This is a genomic window from Streptomyces sp. NBC_00984 (genome assembly GCF_045162475.1).
Classification (GTDB): Bacteria; Actinomycetota; Actinomycetes; order Streptomycetales; family Streptomycetaceae; genus Streptomyces.
This window is the reverse complement of sequence record NZ_CP108734.1, coordinates 8,278,177-8,295,157: the sequence shown is the minus strand read 5'-3', so window position 1 is coordinate 8,295,157 and position 16,981 is coordinate 8,278,177. Positions and strand designations below refer to the sequence as shown.

The window sequence follows — 16,981 nt, the reverse complement described above, 5'->3', positions numbered from 1 at the left end:
CCTGCTGGGGGCGGCGGAAGGACGACGCCACCCGGTCAGCGGGTCAGCAGGGTCAGTGCGGTACAGGTGCCGCCGACCGCGCCGACGAGCACGACGCCGGTGGCCACGCAGCGCGCCCTGAGCACGCGGTAGCGCGCCTCGTACTCGCCGTGCAGCGCGGTGGCGCGGGCGGAGATGCGGCAGAGCGTCGCTCGTGATGCGGCGAGACGGTCGGCGGTGTAGACGCGTTCCACGTCCTCGCGCTGTGCCGTGGTGAGCCAGGGCAGCTCGTCGGTGAAGCGGCCCGCCATGCGGCGGGCCTCCTCGATCTCGGCGCTCCACAGCAGGTAGCCCTGCAGCTGTGCCAGGCCGCGGGCGCTGTCCTTGTCGGGGTCCACTCGCTCCTCCTCTCCCCGGTCCGTCGTGGTCACGCCCGCTCGTCCCCCGGGGCCCGGGGGAGCTCCGTCTGCGGACGGTTGAGGGCTTCGTCGAGCGCGCGGACCGTGGGGTGGTGCAGGTCGAAGGCCGGGGATTCGGAACGGATCCGCGGCAGGGTGTGGAAGTTGTGCCGCGGCGGCGGGCAGGAGGTCGCCCACTCCAGCGAACGGCCGTAGCCCCACGGGTCGTCGACCCCGACGTTCTTGCCGTACTTGGCGGTCTTCCACACGTTGTAGAGGAACGGCAGCATCGACAGGCCGAGCAGGAACGAGGAGATCGTCGAGATCGTGTTCAGCGCGGTGAAGCCGTCGACGGCGAGGTAGTCCGCGTAGCGGCGCGGCATTCCCTCGGCACCGAGCCAGTGCTGCACCAGGAACGTGCCGTGGAAGCCCACGAACAGCGTCCAGAACGTGATCTTGCCGAGCCGCTCGTCCAGCATCTTGCCGGTGAACTTCGGCCACCAGAAGTGGAATCCGGAGAACATCGCGAAGACCACGGTGCCGAAGACGACGTAGTGGAAGTGCGCGACGACGAAGTACGAGTCCGACACGTGGAAGTCCATCGGGGGCGACGCGAGGATGACACCGGTCAGGCCGCCGAAGAGGAAGGTCACCAGGAAGCCGATCGACCAGAGCATCGGTGTCTCGAAGGACAGCGATCCCTTCCACATCGTGCCGATCCAGTTGAAGAACTTCACACCGGTCGGTACCGCGATGAGGAAGGTCATGAACGAGAAGAACGGCAGCAGCACACCGCCCGTGACGTACATGTGGTGCGCCCACACGGTCACGGAGAGGCCCGCGATGGCGATCGTCGCGCTGATCAGGCCGATGTAGCCGAAGATCGGTTTCCGGCTGAAGACCGGGATGACCTCGCTGACGATGCCGAAGAACGGCAGGGCGATGATGTACACCTCCGGGTGGCCGAAGAACCAGAAGAGGTGCTGCCAGAGCAGGGCGCCTCCGTTGGCCGGGTCGAAGACGTGCGCGCCGAACTTGCGGTCCGCCTCCAGCACCAGGAGGGCCGCCGCGAGGACCGGGAAGGCCAGCAGGACCAGCACAGCGGTCAGCAGGACGTTCCAGACGAAGATCGGCATGCGGAACATCGTCATGCCGGGAGCGCGCATGCCGATGATCGTGGTGATGAAGTTGACCGAACCGAGGATCGTGCCGAAGCCGGAGAAGGCCAGACCCATGATCCACATGTCGCTGCCGATGCCCGGCGAGCGGACCGCGTCGGTCAGCGGGGAGTAGGCGAACCAGCCGAAGTCCGCCGCGCCGTTCGGGGTGAGGAAGCCGGCGACCACGACGATCGAGCCGAAGAGGTACAGCCAGTACGCGAACATGTTCAGCCGCGGGAACGCCACGTCGGGCGCGCCGATCTGCAGCGGCATGATCCAGTTGGTGAATCCGGCGAACAGCGGCGTCGCGAACATCAGCAGCATGATCGTGCCGTGGATCGTGAACGCCTGGTTGAACTGCTCGGGCGAGACGATCTGGATCCCCGGACGCGCCAGCTCGGCGCGCATGACCAGGGCCAGCACACCGCCGACGAGGAAGAAGGCGAACGAGGTGACGAGGTAGAGCGTGCCGATCGTCTTGTGGTCGGTGGTGGTCAGCCACTTGATGACGACGTTTCCCGGTTCCTTGGCACGGACCGGAAGCTCGTTCGCGTACGCCTCCTCTTCGTCGGCTGCCCCTGTTGTGCCCGTCGTCGTCACTGGGACGCTCCTTCGATTGTCGTTCGCGGGTGGACCGAGCACCCGGCAGGGGCGCCGTTTCCACCGGGACGGCCGACAGACCGGTCCCGCGCGCGTCACGCCAGATTCCAGGTGCAGCAAATCAGCCGCGGGGCCGCTATGCGTGGCCCGCCGCCTGCCGCCGCGTGACATTCACCCGTCAGGGCGTCCATGGGCAGGGGCGTGTCGATTGCTGGTGCGGGCCGGTGCCGTGGCGGTCCACGGCAGCGCGACGGACACTGTGACGGTCGTGCGCGCGGGACACGGAACGCGGGCCTTCCGTGCGGTCAACCGGCGGCGGTGGCAGGTCGTTTCATGCCGTCGGTCCACCGGGGGCCGGGGAGCTGACGGCCGAACTCCTTTACGGTCCGCTGCCGTTGGCGATCGATCCGGTGAACACCGGGGACCGGCGGGGTCCCCCGGCGGCGCTCAGGCCAGTCCGCCGGTCGCGCGGATGTTCTGCCCCGTGATCCATCGGCCGTCGTGGCCGGCGAGGAAGGCGACCGCATCGGCCACGTCCGCGGGTTCCCCCAGTCGGCGCAGCGGGGTCATGCCGGTGACTGCCTCCAGTGCCTGCGGCTGGTTGGTGCCGCGCAGCAGTTCGGTGTCGGTGGCGCCGGGCGAGACGGTGTTGACCGTGATCCCGCGGGCCCCGAGTTCATGGGCGGCGACGACGGTGAGCTGCTCGACCGCGCCCTTGCTCGCCACGTAGGCGGAGATGCCGGGGCCCGGACGCACGGTGTTGGCCGTGGAGATGTTCACGATGCGGCCGCCGTCGCGCATCCGCAGCGCCGCGTGGCGGATCGTCGTGAAGACCGCTCTGGTGTTGACTGCCATGACCTTGTCGAAGACCACCGGATCGGTGTCCGTGATCAGGGACGGGGTGGGGCAGAGAGCGGCGTTGTTCACCAGGATGTCCAGCCCGTCGAGCTCTTCCTCGGCGACCGACATCAGGCGCTCCGGGCCGTCCGGGTCCGCGAGATCCAGTCGGACGGCCCGCACCTTGCCGCCGTTGCCCCGCACCGTACGGACGACGTCGGCCGCGGCGTCGGCGCTGGTCGCGTAGTTGAAGACCACGTGTGCCCCGTCGCGGCACAGGCGCTCGACGATCGCGCGGCCGATGCCCCGTGATCCACCGGTGACCACGGCGTTCCTGCCTGTCAGCACAGCCCCTCCTCCTCCACAGCACGGTTGGTCCGGGCGTCCGAACCTATCGCCGGAACGGCTCCCTGTGGCTCTGGCTGCGCGGAAAGTCTCCGGGTCGGCGGCCCGGCCGCGGTGCCGGTCCGGGACATGGAACCGCCCCGGCCGGGCATGGTACCGACCGGGGCGGGAGGGATGGGGGCGACCGGACGCGCCCCTTCTCCCCAGGTGTTTCGTCAGACCGTCTCAGGCGTCTCGTCAGCCGATGGCGGCGATGGCCTGGACGAACGTCTCCGACGGACGCATGACGGCCGAGGCCTTGGCCGGGTCGGGCTGGTAGTAGCCACCGATGTCGACCGGCGAGCCCTGCACCGCGATCAGCTCGTCGACGATGGTCTGCTCCTGCTCGCCCAGCGTCTTCGCGAGCGCGGCGAACGCCTGCGCGAGCTGTGCGTCGTCGGTCTGCTGCGCCAGCTCCTGGGCCCAGTAGAGCGCCAGGTAGAAGTGGCTGCCGCGGTTGTCGATCCCGCCCAGCTTGCGGCTCGGCGACTTGTCCTCGTTGAGGAAGGTGCCGGTCGCGCGGTCGAGGGTGTCGGCGAGGATCTGGGCGCGCGCGTTGCCCGTGGTGGCCGCCAGGTGCTCGAAGCTGGCCGCGAGCGCGAAGAACTCGCCCAGGCTGTCCCAGCGCAGGTAGTTCTCCTTGACGAGCTGCTGGACGTGCTTGGGCGCGGAGCCGCCGGCGCCCGTCTCGAACAGACCGCCGCCGTTCATGAGCGGGACGACGGAGAGCATCTTCGCGCTCGTGCCCAGCTCCAGGATCGGGAACAGGTCGGTCAGGTAGTCACGCAGCACGTTGCCGGTGACCGAGATGGTGTCCTCGCCGCGGCGGATGCGCTCCAGCGAGAACGCGGTGGCCTTCACCGGCGACATGATCTCGATCTGCAGACCGTCGGTGTCGTGGTCGGCGAGGTACGTCTTGACCTTGGCGATCAGCTGCGCGTCGTGGGCGCGGTCCTCGTCGAGCCAGAACACGGCCGGGACGCCGGTGGCGCGGGCGCGGGTGACGGCGAGCTTGACCCAGTCCTGGATCGGCAGGTCCTTGGCCTGGCACATGCGGAAGATGTCGCCGGCGCCCACGGCCTGCTCCAGCACGACGTCGCCGCTACCGTCGAGGACCCGCACCGTGCCGGTGGCGGGGATCTCGAAGGTCTTGTCGTGGCTGCCGTACTCCTCGGCCTTCTGGGCCATCAGACCGACGTTCGGCACCGAGCCCATGGTCGACGGGTCGAAGGCGCCGTTGGCGCGGCAGTCGTCGATGACGACCTGGTAGACACCCGCGTAGCTGCTGTCCGGCAGCACGGCGAGGGTGTCGGCCTCCTCGCCGTCCGGGCCCCACATGTGACCGGAGGTGCGGATCATGGCCGGCATGGAGGCGTCGACGATGACATCGCTCGGTACGTGCAGGTTGGTGATGCCCTTGTCCGAGTCGACCATGGCCAGCGCGGGACCCTCGGACAGCTCGGCCTCGAAGGACGCCTTGATCTCGGCGCCCACGTGCGGCACCGAGTCCAGGCCCTTGAGGATGGCGCCGAGGCCGTCGTTCGGGGACAGACCGGCCGCGACGAGCGCCTCGCCGTACTTGGCGAAGGTGTTCGGGAAGAAGGCGCGGACCACGTGGCCGAAGATGATCGGGTCGGAGACCTTCATCATGGTGGCCTTGAGGTGGACGGAGAACAGCACGCCCTCGGCCTTGGCGCGGGCGACCTGCGCGGTGAAGAACTCGCGCAGCGCCGCGACGCGCATGACCGCCACGTCGACGACCTCGCCCGCGAGCACCGGCACCGACTCGCGCAGCACGGTGGTGCTGCCGTCGTCACCGGCGAGCTCGATGCGCAGCGAACCGGCCTCGGCGATGACCGTGGACTTCTCGGTGGAGCGGAAGTCGTCGACACCCATGGTGGCGACGTTCGTCTTCGAGTCGGCGGACCACTTGCCCATGCGGTGCGGGTGCGCCTTGGCGTAGTTCTTGACCGAGGCGGGGGCACGGCGGTCGGAGTTGCCCTCGCGCAGCACGGGGTTCACCGCGCTGCCCTTGACCTTGTCGTAGCGCGCGCGGACGTCCTTGTCCTCGTCGGTCTGCGGGTCGTCCGGGTAGTCCGGGAGCGCGTAGCCCTGCGCCTGGAGCTCGGCGATGGCAGCCTTCAGCTGCGGGATCGAGGCCGAGATGTTCGGCAGCTTGATGATGTTGGCCTCGGGCCGCTTGGCCAGCTCACCGAGCTCGGCGAGCGCGTCGTCGATGCGCTGGCCCTCCTCCAGACGCTCGGGGAAGCCGGCGATGATGCGTCCGGCCAGCGAGATGTCACGGCTCTCGACATTGACCCCGGCCGTCGAGGCGTACGCCTGGACAACCGGCAAGAACGAATACGTCGCCAGGGCCGGGGCCTCGTCGGTGTGTGTATAGATGATGGTCGAGTCAGTCACCCTGTGCTCCGCTCCACGTCTGCAACATTGCTTGACATCAAGATATCTCGTGATCGCCCCGGCCTCGACAGGGCCCTGCTCTCATCGACGGCGAAGCGTGTCACCCCGGTCGCGCGGCGCACACCCGCCCCGGATCGTGATCGCACCCGACGGCACCCCCGGCAGGAAGCTCGGCGGGCAACAGACAAGTGTCATACGGTGGTTGCCCCACTGCCCGCCAGAAGGAGTGCGCACATGCCGGTCTCGCTGGGTCTCGGTCTTCCGCAGATGAAGCAGTACGACATCGGCCGCGATGTGGCCGCCGTGGCACGCGCGGCGGAGGAGGTCGGCTACGAGAGCCTGTGGGTCTTCGAGCGGATCATCTTTCCCGAGCCCGCCACGCAGGGGCTGTACGGCGTTCCGGGGCTGCCCTGGCCCGAGCAGTACCGCAGTGTCGCCGACCCGCTGATCACGCTCGCGCTGGCCGCCGGGGCCACGAGCCGGGCCAGGCTCGGCACCAGCGTCCTGGTCGCGCCGCTGCACGTACCGTTCCAGCTGGCCCGTTCGCTCGCCTCGCTCGATGTCGCGAGCGGCGGCCGGGTGATCGCGGGCATCGGCACGGGCTGGTCCCTGGACGAGTACGCGGCCGCCTCGGTCGCCCCCTTCGAGAAGCGTGGTGCGGTCCTGGACGAGCTGCTGGACGTGTGCGCGGCGGTCTGGGGCCCGGATCCGGTCGCGTACGAGGGCGAGCTGACCACCATCGCCCCGTCCGAGGTCGGCCCCAAGCCGGTGCGCCCCATCCCGGTCTATCTGCCGGCGAACAGCCCCCGGGCCACCCGCCGGCTGGTCGACCGGGCGGACGGCTGGATGCCCGTGGCCATGGGCGCCGCCCAGCTGACCGAGCAGTGGAAGCGGGTCCAGGACCTGGCGGCCGAGCGCGGCCGGGAGCGTCCGGTCGGCGTCTGCGCCCGTGCCAACGCCAGGTACAGCGCCGAACCGGTCGGTGGTGCGGACCGCGCCCCCTTCCACGGCGATGTGGCCCAGATCGTCGAGGACCTCGTGGCCCATGCCGCGACGGGCGTTCCGGAGATCCTGCTGGATCTCCAGGGCACGACACGCGACGCCTCGGAGCTGATCGACGTGGCGGCCGAGGTGTACGGGGCGGCGCGGGCGGCGGGCGTCTGACAGCAGGGCGACGGAACGGGTACGGGGCGACGGGCTGCGCGGAGCGGCGGCGGAGGCCGCGCGTCATCCGCGTCGGGCCGCGCCCCGGCGGCGGGCCGGGGCGGGCGCACCGCCAGGCATACCGTGGGCGCACATGGTGCACTACGGTCCGCAATGCGACGAGGACTGATGCACGGCAAGGCTTGGGCGCTCTCCACGGGGGCTGCGGTCACGCTGTCCTGGTGGAGCGTCCACACGGTGCTGTCGGGGACCGCGTACGACCCGCCCCGCGCCCTGCCGATCGCGGACGCGGCACGCACCGCGGACGAAGAAGCGAAGCCGCAGCCCTACTTCACGTACCGCCCCGAGAAGTCCCCGGGGCCGAGCGAGTCCCCGCCCGGCAGCGACGGGGGCGGCAAGGACGACACGGTCCGCAGGCCGTCGGCCTGCGCCCCGCGGAGCTCTGCTCCGACTTCCCTGCCGAGCCCGAGCGGCAAGCCGTCGGGCGGGGCCGTGAACGTGAAGGGCTACACCGTCGACGGGGGCCGCGTCGTCTTCGGCATCAAGCGGTCCTCGGCGGACCTGGTCTCGGCGACCCCCGAATCGGGCTGGCAGATGCAGGTGTGGAAGACCCCGCAGTGGATCCGGGTGGCCTTCACCCGGGACGACCGCGAGATCTCGGTCTTCTGCACCTGGTACCAGCACGCGCCGCTCGTGGAGATCGAAGAGCGGTAGAGCCTCCCCCGGTCCCGGCGCTGCCCGCCGCACATCCGTTCAGCCTCCTCCGGCACAACGTGATACCCCATCAGTAGAGTCGGCAGCGACCAGGCGAATCCAGCCCGGCCCGTGTGCACCCTGCTCGGTGCCGGACCTTCCCACCTCGCTAGGCAGTGTCTTCAAATGGTCTTGCTTGGTGGATCATGGTCGGGTGATACGTCGCCATGAACTGTCGGACGCCGAGTGGGAGTTCGTCCGGCCGCTGCTGCCCGCGTCGCTGCGGGGGCGGAAGCGGTTGGACGACCGCACCGTGCTCAACGGCATCGTGTGGAAGTTCCGCACCGGGGTGGCCTGGCGGGACGTGCCTGAGCGGTACGGCCCGTGGGCCACGCTGCACACCCGATTTCGCCGGTGGGCCCTGGACGGCACGTTTGAGCGGATGCTCCAGGCCGCCCAGGCGAAGGCGGACGCGGCCGGAGGCATCGACTGGCTTGTGTCGGTCGACTCCACGGCCGTCCGGGCCCACCAGCACGCCGCCGGGGCTCGAAAAGGGGGCTCCGCAGCCCCGCGCTCGGACGCTCCCGGGGTGGCCTGACCAGCAAGATCCACCTGGCCTGCGACGCGGCGAGGAAGCCGCGGCGGACGCCCGCCGGCCTTCGACAAGCAGCTCTACAAACAGCGCAACGTCGTCGAACGCTGCTTCAACCGCTTGAAGCAATGGCCCGGCATCGCCACCCGCTACGACAAGACCGCCGAGTCCTACCAAGCAGCAGTCGCTCTCGCATCGCTCCTGATGTGGGCCTGACATTTGACGACAGAACCTAGCGAGGATGTCTTGCCTGTGAACCGACACCGTGACAGTCCACCGCGGCGGTGTGGCGCACCGTCGGCGCTCGTGCCAGAGGGAGCCGAGGTCGCGGAGCTGACCGGCATGGTCGACCTTGCCAGCCACCCGGCCAGCACCCACATCATCGTCCGTCGCGAACGACCGCACCCCGGCGCACAACTGTCCCTCTTCGACCAGGCCGAGGGCCTGCGACACCAGGTGTTCCTCACCGACACCCCGTACTCCGGCGGTGGGGCACACTCGAACGAGAGCAACTTGCACGGTACGGACCTGAAGGTGATCGAACGACCTTACGACGGATGCGGCAAGTGCCTGCTCGGTAGCTGGCCACGTTATCCCCCGAGCGCCAGCGGGAGAACGTGCTGACGGCCGCCGCCTCCGTCGGCGTCCGCATCATCGGCCGGGCCGACGCCTGGGAGGTTTCGGGCGCCGCCAATCCGATGACGCGCCCGAAGCTTGGCCCCTGGGCTCCGCGTCGCGAGGGGTCCCTACGACGGCCTCGTCGCCGCTGCAGTGGACCGGCTCGGTCGCAACGTTGTCGACTGCCTAATCAGTACCGCCATGAACACGGACACTCGGGTCTCATACGGGCACTTCACCCCGACCCGGAGCTGTTGCCGGGGTACCCGACGAGACCCGTCCGATGGTCTGTGGGGCGTTGGCGGGGAGCTGCCCGCGGTTCGGAACGAAGTGGGAGAGCAGCTACGGGGTACTGCGCCGTGGCATGAACGAGTCCTTTAGCCGGAGCCGCGTAGCGGCAGGATCGGTCACGTTCAGTGAGCGTCTACGGCGAGCGCTGCATCGATCTCTTGGAGGAACGGCTCCAGATCACCTGGGTTGCGCGAGGTGATGAGGGTCCAGCCGCAGGAGTCATCCTTGACGACCGGCTCGTCGGCCCATTCGCCACCGGCATTGCCGATGTCTGTCCTCAGCGAGGGGTAGGAGGTGAGCCTCTTTCCTTCGGCGACACCCGCCTCGACCAAGGCCCAAGGTCCGTGGCAGATGGCCGCTACGGGGCGCCCCGACGACGTGAAAGAGCGGACGATCTCCGTCGCCGAATTCTGCAGACGCAGTGCATCGGCATTCAATGTGCCACCCGGCACGAGCAGGAGGTCGTAATCGGCCGGGTCAACGTCGCTCAGAGTGAGTTCGGGTCGGATGGTTTTTCCGGGAGCTTTGTCGCTGACCAGGGTCTGAACGTCGTCAGCCGACACAGCAGCGACGTCCACATCGGCGCCCCAGCCCCGCAGGTGTTCGAGGGGCACCAGCAGTTCGTCCTGCTCGACGCCGTAGTTCGTGACGATGGCCAGCACCTTCCGCATGCTCACGTCGTTGTCAGACATTCCCAGGTCCTTTCGGGTTGGAACGGTCCGCCGGGATTGGTTTGGAGTCGTGGGTTCCCCCGAATCTTTGCGCTTATGCGGCCTCGCCAGGCCTCCCGGCCTGCGAAGACCGATCGAAATCTGCGCCGGGCCGGAGCCCAAACGCCGCGCTGATGATCACGGAGCCGCGTGGAGACTCGACACCGAAGACCGCGCCGTGCGGGTCGTGCAACAGGGCCGTGCGGTGATCACCCGCTACGGCCCGGCCGATGGTTCCGCCACCGTGCTGGGAGACCGCCTCCGCTGCTGCGTCAGCATTCGGTACGGGGAAGTAGACGTTCCAGCGCGGACTGGTCCGCTCGCCGCTCAGCGCCGTACCGGCCGGTACGATCCGGGCTGCCACGTTTCCGACGTCCCGGAGCGCTACACCGCCGTGCTCGTAGCGGACCTCGCAGCAACTGTGCCGGGCGCAGGCCCACTCGAGCACCTCGCCATAGAAGATGGCGGCCTCGAACATGTCTCCCGCGCGCAGTTCCAGTCGCCACGGCCGGTGTGCGCGCCAGGACTCCCAGTCGCCGATTAGCTGCCCTTCCCAGATTCCGAAACGATTGCCCTCACGGTCGGCAGCCAGCACCCCGCGACCGAGGGGAAGGCGAACCGGACCCACTGCGATAGTGCCGGTACGTTCCACGATGCGGGCCGCGGCCTCGTCGGCGTTTGTGATACAGAAGTAGGGTGTCCAGTCCAGGGCCACCTGCAAGGCCGGTGTTGTGCACCCCAGGCTCGCAGTGGGCACGCCCGCCCAGAGCGCCATCCTGAAGTCCTCACCCAGGGAGGTGCGCCGGAACTCCCACCCGAGTACGGCGCCGTAGAAGTCTTCGGCGGCTCGGGGGTCCGGCGTGGCGAGGCTTGCCCAGCAAGGTGCACCGACAGTGCATCCGGCCAGTTCCGTGACCTCTGCCGGTGGTCTGTGTGACCGGGGCGGGCTGGGTGTGGAAACCATGGCGTACCTTACGAGGCGGACACGACCCCTTTGTCAGCATGCACGTTTGGCCCTCCGGCGGCGAGCGGACAGCGGCAGCTGAAGCGGGAAGCTACTGTGCTGTTCCTCCGTCCATGCGCTGAGCAGACATATGAGACCTTGAGAGAACGCTGCGTGCGCTCCGTGCCGAGGCCGGCACTCCTACTCCGACGCCGTCTCCCGCCTTGAGCTTCGAAAGCAATCGGGGAGACGGGTCGCTCCGCAGGACGGCTCGGTCAGTACCAGTCAAAGAGACACCAATCAGGTCGACCGCGCGCTGCTACGGCGCCGCTGTCCTGCACGACGCGGTGGTGCTGTCCCACGGGGGCGTTTCACTGACGATCAGGTCAGGAGGTTTGTCCGCGACGCGTGCGGCACGGCTAGCTCATCGTTGGTTACCGGTGAAGACGGAGGCCGCCCTGGGCAATCCCCTGCCCGCTGGGGTCACCGATCCGGATGCGGCGGGAGGCGAACCGCCGCTCGGCACGGAGTGGTGACTGCGGCCAACGGCAACAAAGCATCCAGTGATGCGTTAGCCGTAGTGGTTGCCGAACACCATCACTGGGGCAGGCCGGCCTGGCCTGACGACGCGAGGAGCCGGGAGCTCGTGCGGCCTCGTCGAAGGCATGCTCGGAACGTGCGTCGCACGGCAGCTTGAGTGGACACAGCCGCGCGCACCGGGCGAACTTAGCCTCGATCCACCGACCCGTGCCTTGTGGATAACGTCTCGGAAAACGAAGAAGTGCCTTGTGACCTGCGATGATGGGAGTTCTTCAGGCTCCATCACGCACAATCAGCAAGGCACTTCCGAGATGCAAGTTTCCCACACGCGGGCGGCGGTCTCCGCTGCCTTCGATGACGCGAACCTGATCGCGCATGCCGGGCTGGTTCCGGTGATGCGGCTGGCCGAGCGGTGCGGTCTGCCCCGGCTGGTGAGGGAGAAGGTGAGGCTGACCGGGACGAAGAACGGCGCGGGTGCCTCGGCGGACGCCAAGGTCACCGGCATCGTGGGCGGCATGGCCGCAGGGGCGGACAGCATCGACGACCTCGACGTTCTGCGCCACGGTGCGATGTCGGCCGTGTTCGAAGGGGTCCGTGCCCCGTCCACCCTGGGCACCTTCCTCCGCTCCTTCACCCACGGTCACGCCCTCCAACTGCACGCGGTACACCGCAGGTTCCTCGGCGAACTGGCCGCGCACACCCCGTTGCTGCCCGGCTCCGGCGAGAAGGCGTTCATCGACGTCGACTCCACCCACAAACGCGTCTACGGCCGCACCAAGCAGGGTGGCGAGTACGGCCGGTTCAAGGGCATCCGCACCCTGCACCCTCTGCTCTCCACGATCTGCACCCCCACCTCCCGCCCGGTGATCGCCACCGTGCGGATGCGCCGCGGCAAAGCAGCCGACTCCCGGGGCGCCCCGAAATTCGTCAGCGAGGCGCTGGCCACCGCCGTCGAGGCCGGCTGCACCGGCATGCGCATCTTGCGCGCGGACTCGCAGTTCTACAACGCCGGTGTCATCGCCGCCTGCCGCCGGTCCGGCGCCCGCTTCTCCCTCACCACCGGGATGAACCCCTCCATCGAACGAGCCATCCACAGCATCCCCGACACCGCGTGGCAGCAGATCACCTACCCGACCGCGGTGCCCGACCCTGAGACCGGCGAGCTCATCTCGGACGCCGAGGTTGCCGAGATGCCCGCCTACACCGCCTTCGCCAGCCGCAAGAAAGGCGAGCGGGTCACGGCCCGGCTGATCGTGCGCCGGGTCCGTGACCTGGCCAAACCCGCCGTCGTCGGCGAGCAGGGCGAGTTGTTCCCGGTCTGGCGCCACCACCCGTTCTTCACCGACACCCCCGCGCCGACGCTCGAGGCCGAGCGGGAGCACCGCCACCACGCCGTCGTCGAGCAGGTCATCGCCGACAGCAAAGCCTCCGCCCTGGCCCACCTGCCGTCGGGACACTTCCACGCCAATGCCGCCTGGCTGATCCAGTGGGCGATGGCCTACAACCTGCTGCGGGCCGCCGGGGCACTGACCTCCGCCTTCCACGCCAAGGCCACCACCGCCACCCTCCGCGCCCACCTGGTCCAGGTCCCGGCCCGGATCGCCCGCTCCGCACGGCGCGTCACCCTGCACCTACCGCACAACTGGCCCTGGCAAAAAGCCTGGACGCACCTGTTCGACACCGTCCACCGCCCACCCGAACCCGCCTGACAGTCTCTGCCCACCCCGCCCGCCAGGGCCCGACCGGAACCAAAACCGTGGAAAAGCTGGGCAGACCAGCGGATGCAGCACGCCCATGCCCATCGGTCGACCCAAAACCGGCTCAGAAGCCCGTCAGAAGATCACTTCCAGACCACGTCGGCGGATCGAGGCTTAGGGGCACGGTGGAAGCATGGTGGGGGAGGGCGCGTTCGACGCCCGTGGCGAAGACCGACGCATGCAGTCGTCTATGGGCAGCTCCTTCAAAGTGACGCAATCCCGCGACGCCCTGCTCTCGCTGCCGACTGGGACATCCTCGCCACTGCACAGAACGAAGGGGCGAGCAGCGAGGATCGTCACCGGTGTCCCTTGCCACGGTGCATCCCCCGGCCGCGCTGCGGGCGAGGGACCGGGCCGCGGTCATACGCGGGCCTCGTGTCCGATGTGTAGATCGCGGCCCAATTCCTTTGCTGACGGTCTCTGTCCCCGTGTGAGATGCCGACTGTGGAGCCAGGACCCTGCCACGTTGCCACGGACCATTTCCGAGGCGACCTCGCTCAACTCGCGCTTGGTCCGCTGGGATGTCGCGAAGCAGCGACGCGAGAAAGGACGAGAGCGATGACCACAGAACCTTCCCCCGAGGGTCCCGGGCCAGTCCCCAGTCGGCCGGATCCGGTGCCGCACGACCCGCAGCCGCCGTCCGAGCCAGGTCCCAGCGAACCCGAGCCCCAGCCAGACTCGGAGCCGCCCCCGGCGCCGGGTCCCGGTTCCCGCCCGGTCCCCGAGCCGCCCGACTGATCGGATAGTGCCGCTCCCGCGGCTCTTCCTTCCGGTTGCTCGTGAGCGCGACACCTCACCGATTGCGGCCTCGGAGTGGTCGACGCAAGGTGGATTACGTCATCCCCCACAGTGAAGGACAGAATCGTCATGGGAAAGGCAAAGGCGAAGGCCAAGCAGGTCAAGGGCAAGCTGAAGGAAACCGTCGGCGGTGCCACGGACGACAAGGACATGCAGGCTGAGGGCCGCGGCGAGCAAATGGCAGGCAAGGCCCAGGAGACCGCGGCAAAGGCGGCTGAGCGGCTGAAGAAGTCCGGACGGTAGTACCTGCATTGTGGGCCGCGCACCCAGGGCGACCGCATCCGGGTTCACGGCCCCCGAGGGGCGGCCTGGTGTCGGCCGCGCGGCCGGCACCAGGCGTCAGGTTTCGTTGTTCGGTGAAAGTTCGCTGACGTTCGGCGGTCACGGCTATTGCAACGCCGGGTCGACGAGGCTGATTGCCACCCTGTTTTCATCATGTCTCCCATTGAGGAAAGCGCCGGTCTCGACTCGGGGTTACGAGTGGTGTCGGCGACCTCACGCGCGTGGGCCGTCACCCAGCCCGCGTGGGCCGTCACCCAGCCTAAGGAGCCGCGATGTTGCTCCCGGACAAATCCCTGGTCGTTTCGCTGCTGCGGCGCTATCGCGCGTGGGAGGTTGTCGTCCTGGCAGAGCCGCACGACCTGGCTAGCCGCCGACACCTCGAGGATGTCGCGTACACGTTGTGTGTGCTCATGGGGCAGCGGACCACCCGCGATGCGATTTCCGAAGCCGAGTTCTACCTCGGGTGGGCGCGATCGGTGGTGCCAGCTGCCGTTGTGAGGTCGCGGGACGGCGGAAATTCAGCCTCGTGAGTCCCCGCGGGCCCGAGGCGAGCGGCCTCGTCAAATGACCCGGTCGCCCCGGAGTCGGACAGCTCGTGTTTGGAACCCAAGACTCGCCAAGGAGTGTTCCATGGTGCTGGTCGGATACACAATGATGACGCACTGCCTCGACGAAGGTGCCGACGTCGTCACTGCATGGGATGGAGTCCGCGATGTCGCCCGCCCTGCGTGATCTCTGAGAGCCGGACGCGACAGTGAAACTCCTCCAGCCTCCGGGTGTCTACATGCCCCAGGAAGACACAGCCATGCTGATATCCGCTCTACGGCGCGAGCATCTGTCACCCGGAGCGGAGGTCCTTGACGTGGGTACCGGTACCGGCGCCGTGGCGATCGCCGCCGCCCGCCACGGCGCTGCCCACGTGATCGCCATCGACACGTCGGCCGCGGCGGTGCTCACGACACGACTGAACGCACTGCTGTCGGGGCACGCGCGGGCCATCCGGGCCAGCCGCGGTGATCTGACGGAGGCTGCGGCCGACCTGAGGTTCGACCTCGTGCTGGCGAACCCGCCGTACGTACCATCCGCGAACGTCCGCATGCCGCGCCGCGGTATTGCTCGGGCCTGGGAGGCGGGGCTCGACGGCCGGGCGGTGCTCGACCGGCTCTGCGCCAAGGGCCCCGCTCTGCTGCGCCCCGGAGGTGTGCTGCTCGCGGTCCACTCCGTGCTGAGCAACCCAGCGATGACCCTGGCGCGGCTGGCTGAAGCCGGATTGGACGTGGCTGTGACCGACCGCCGGTTCGTTCCCTTCGGGCCTGTCCTGCGAGAACGGGCCAGCTGGCTGGAGACCCAGGGCCTGATTGAGCGCGGCCAGGAGGCAGAGGAGCTGGTGGTGATCCGTGCAGAACGGCCGTACTGAACCGGAGACCGCACCTCGGGCAGCTGCACGGCGCGTCATGCAGGAGCCGGGCGGGCCCATGCTCGTGGAGGGTCCGGTCGAAGTGGTCCAGGAGAATGGCCGCATTGCACGCTCGGACCGGCCTGTCGTCGCACTGTGTACCTGCCGACGGAGCCTCATCTTCCCTTGGTGCGACACGAGCCACCGCGGCCGGAAGAGGCCGAAAGCCCCACCGCCGGCCTCAGAGCGGCACACAGACTGAGGACTCGCCGCCCCGCCATGCGCCGAGCAACTGCTCCCCGAACCGGTCTTCCAGCCATCCCGTGGCTGCGATACCGAAGGCGACGTCCGGTGCCAGATCCGGCTCCTCCTGAAGCAGGCCGGCGACGACCTCATGCCGTACGAGCTGCTCATGCACGGCGTCGGCCTCCACATGCTCCGCGTAGAAGTGGATGGCGGCAGGCCCGGCACCGGCCCGCTTCAATGCCTGAGCGAGGCGCCGCGACCCTGTGGCGATGTGGTCTCCACTGAGGCGAAGTGGCCGACCAGCGCACCACGGTGTGAGCGGTGGAGTCCAAAGAGTGACATGAGGTTGACGGTCGCGAGCATCTGCCGAGAGCCGGCGTCGAGGTAGCGCCCATAAGAGGTGTCCAGGTTGAGGTCCGCCATCAGATCGGCGAACAGCTTCGAGTGGACCTGTTCTGCCCGTCCCGCTCCGAATTCGTCGTACTCCACAGCAGCCATTCCTGCCCTGGCCCGGCCCGTCAGTCGCGGGATCACCCACACGTGCGGATCGGCCTCCTTGAGGTGGTAAAGCGAACGGTGGGCGGCGTACTCGCGCAGATGCCACAGCTCGCCCTCGTCCCGCAGGAAGTACGACACGCCGTCGCCGTCCGACGGCTCCAGAACGAGTTCGTCCAGCGCGCTGCCGACGTCCTCGGCCACCGGCACGTCAGCGCGCAAAGCTGCCATGAACTCCCGCTCCAGCGCGGCACGCACCTTGAGCAGTTCCGGATCCCACTCCCAGGCACCGTCCACACCGTCGAAGCCGCGATAGTGCAACTCGTAACAGAGGTACAGGGCGAGTTGGAGGTCGTCGTCGTACGGGTCGGTACCCGCTACCAGGTGTATGCCGGGCAGGCTGCGCCGACCCGGTTCCCGGCCGAGCGCCTCGATCAGAGCGGCAGACACCTCGCCTCGGGTTTCCGGGAGCCTCACGGCGCTTCCCTTCCTTGGCATTTGTCTCCATCGCTTGCGACGGGTCTCCGGCTTCGCGTTCCACCTCGTCCACATCGGAGTCAGGATCGCGCACAACCAGGATTTCCGCATCGAGTAGAGGGCGGAGCGCTTCGCCAGGGCTTCGGACTCGGAGCAGCCCACAACGGGGACTCTGACGGGCGCGTGATTTCCCATACCCG

General features: G+C 68.6%; 13 protein-coding genes and 3 pseudogenes. 9 read left to right on the top strand and 7 right to left on the bottom strand.

Features of this window, described 5'->3' with window-relative positions; translation table 11 throughout:
• Positions 1-35: 35 nt before the first annotated feature.
• The 4 genes from OG520_RS36930 to OG520_RS36915 form a co-directional block, all read right to left on the bottom strand.
• Complete coding sequence (locus OG520_RS36930) at positions 36-377, bottom strand: hypothetical protein (protein ID WP_399331679.1); 342 nt, start codon at positions 375-377, stop codon at positions 36-38.
• Positions 378-406: 29 nt separating this feature from the next.
• Positions 407-2,137, bottom strand: coding sequence for a cytochrome c oxidase subunit I (gene ctaD, locus OG520_RS36925; protein ID WP_399331466.1), 1,731 nt, complete (start codon positions 2,135-2,137; stop codon positions 407-409).
• A 447-nt stretch (positions 2,138-2,584) separates the two neighbouring features.
• A complete protein-coding gene (locus OG520_RS36920) occupies positions 2,585-3,322 on the bottom strand; it encodes an SDR family oxidoreductase (RefSeq protein ID WP_406016020.1) in 738 nt (245 codons plus the stop codon).
• Positions 3,323-3,556: 234 nt separating this feature from the next.
• Positions 3,557-5,779: an NADP-dependent isocitrate dehydrogenase gene (locus OG520_RS36915; RefSeq protein ID WP_406016019.1), complete on the bottom strand. Its 2,223-nt coding sequence runs from the start codon at positions 5,777-5,779 to the stop codon at positions 3,557-3,559.
• Between the two features lie 234 nt (positions 5,780-6,013).
• Between OG520_RS36915 and OG520_RS36910 the strand changes: the two genes are divergently transcribed.
• From OG520_RS36910 to OG520_RS36895, 4 genes and pseudogenes are all read left to right on the top strand, one after another.
• Positions 6,014-6,943 (top strand): LLM class F420-dependent oxidoreductase, encoded by a 930-nt coding sequence (locus OG520_RS36910; RefSeq protein ID WP_266423829.1) that lies wholly within the window; start codon positions 6,014-6,016, stop codon positions 6,941-6,943.
• 168 nt (positions 6,944-7,111) lie between these two features.
• Entirely contained in the window at positions 7,112-7,657 is a 546-nt protein-coding gene (locus OG520_RS36905; RefSeq protein ID WP_406016018.1) for a hypothetical protein, read from the top strand.
• Between the two features lie 193 nt (positions 7,658-7,850).
• Positions 7,851-8,444 (top strand): annotated as a pseudogene (locus tag OG520_RS36900) (IS5 family transposase).
• A gap of 96 nt (positions 8,445-8,540) precedes the next feature.
• A pseudogene (locus tag OG520_RS36895) lies at positions 8,541-8,702 on the top strand (IS1380 family transposase); the annotation flags it as partial.
• Between the two features lie 557 nt (positions 8,703-9,259).
• Here OG520_RS36895 and OG520_RS36890 read toward each other — a convergent pair.
• Positions 9,260-9,829: a DJ-1/PfpI/YhbO family deglycase/protease gene (locus tag OG520_RS36890; protein WP_399331458.1), complete on the bottom strand. Its 570-nt coding sequence runs from the start codon at positions 9,827-9,829 to the stop codon at positions 9,260-9,262.
• Positions 9,830-9,902: 73 nt separating this feature from the next.
• On the bottom strand, positions 9,903-10,622 hold the full coding sequence (locus OG520_RS36885; protein ID WP_406016017.1) for a VOC family protein: 720 nt from the start codon (positions 10,620-10,622) through the stop codon (positions 9,903-9,905).
• A 1,019-nt stretch (positions 10,623-11,641) separates the two neighbouring features.
• Here OG520_RS36885 and OG520_RS36880 point away from each other — a divergent pair.
• The 5 genes from OG520_RS36880 to OG520_RS36860 all read left to right on the top strand — a co-directional run bounded on the left by OG520_RS36880 (position 11,642) and on the right by OG520_RS36860 (position 15,825).
• A complete protein-coding gene (locus tag OG520_RS36880) occupies positions 11,642-13,039 on the top strand; it encodes an IS1380 family transposase (RefSeq protein ID WP_406015851.1) in 1,398 nt (465 codons plus the stop codon).
• A 915-nt stretch (positions 13,040-13,954) separates the two neighbouring features.
• On the top strand, positions 13,955-14,128 hold the full coding sequence (locus OG520_RS36875; protein ID WP_399331454.1) for a CsbD family protein: 174 nt from the start codon (positions 13,955-13,957) through the stop codon (positions 14,126-14,128).
• Between the two features lie 311 nt (positions 14,129-14,439).
• A complete protein-coding gene (locus OG520_RS36870) occupies positions 14,440-14,697 on the top strand; it encodes a DUF5133 domain-containing protein (RefSeq protein WP_399331453.1) in 258 nt (85 codons plus the stop codon).
• A 224-nt stretch (positions 14,698-14,921) separates the two neighbouring features.
• Positions 14,922-15,584, top strand: coding sequence for a HemK2/MTQ2 family protein methyltransferase (locus OG520_RS36865; protein WP_406016016.1), 663 nt, complete (start codon positions 14,922-14,924; stop codon positions 15,582-15,584).
• Between the two features lie 37 nt (positions 15,585-15,621).
• Complete coding sequence (locus tag OG520_RS36860) at positions 15,622-15,825, top strand: CDGSH iron-sulfur domain-containing protein (protein WP_406016015.1); 204 nt, start codon at positions 15,622-15,624, stop codon at positions 15,823-15,825.
• Here the strand turns inward: OG520_RS36860 and OG520_RS36855 are convergent.
• Positions 15,805-16,802 (bottom strand): annotated as a pseudogene (locus tag OG520_RS36855) (iron-containing redox enzyme family protein). The gene OG520_RS36860 and the pseudogene OG520_RS36855 overlap by 21 nt on opposite strands.
• Positions 16,803-16,981 lie beyond the last annotated feature (179 nt).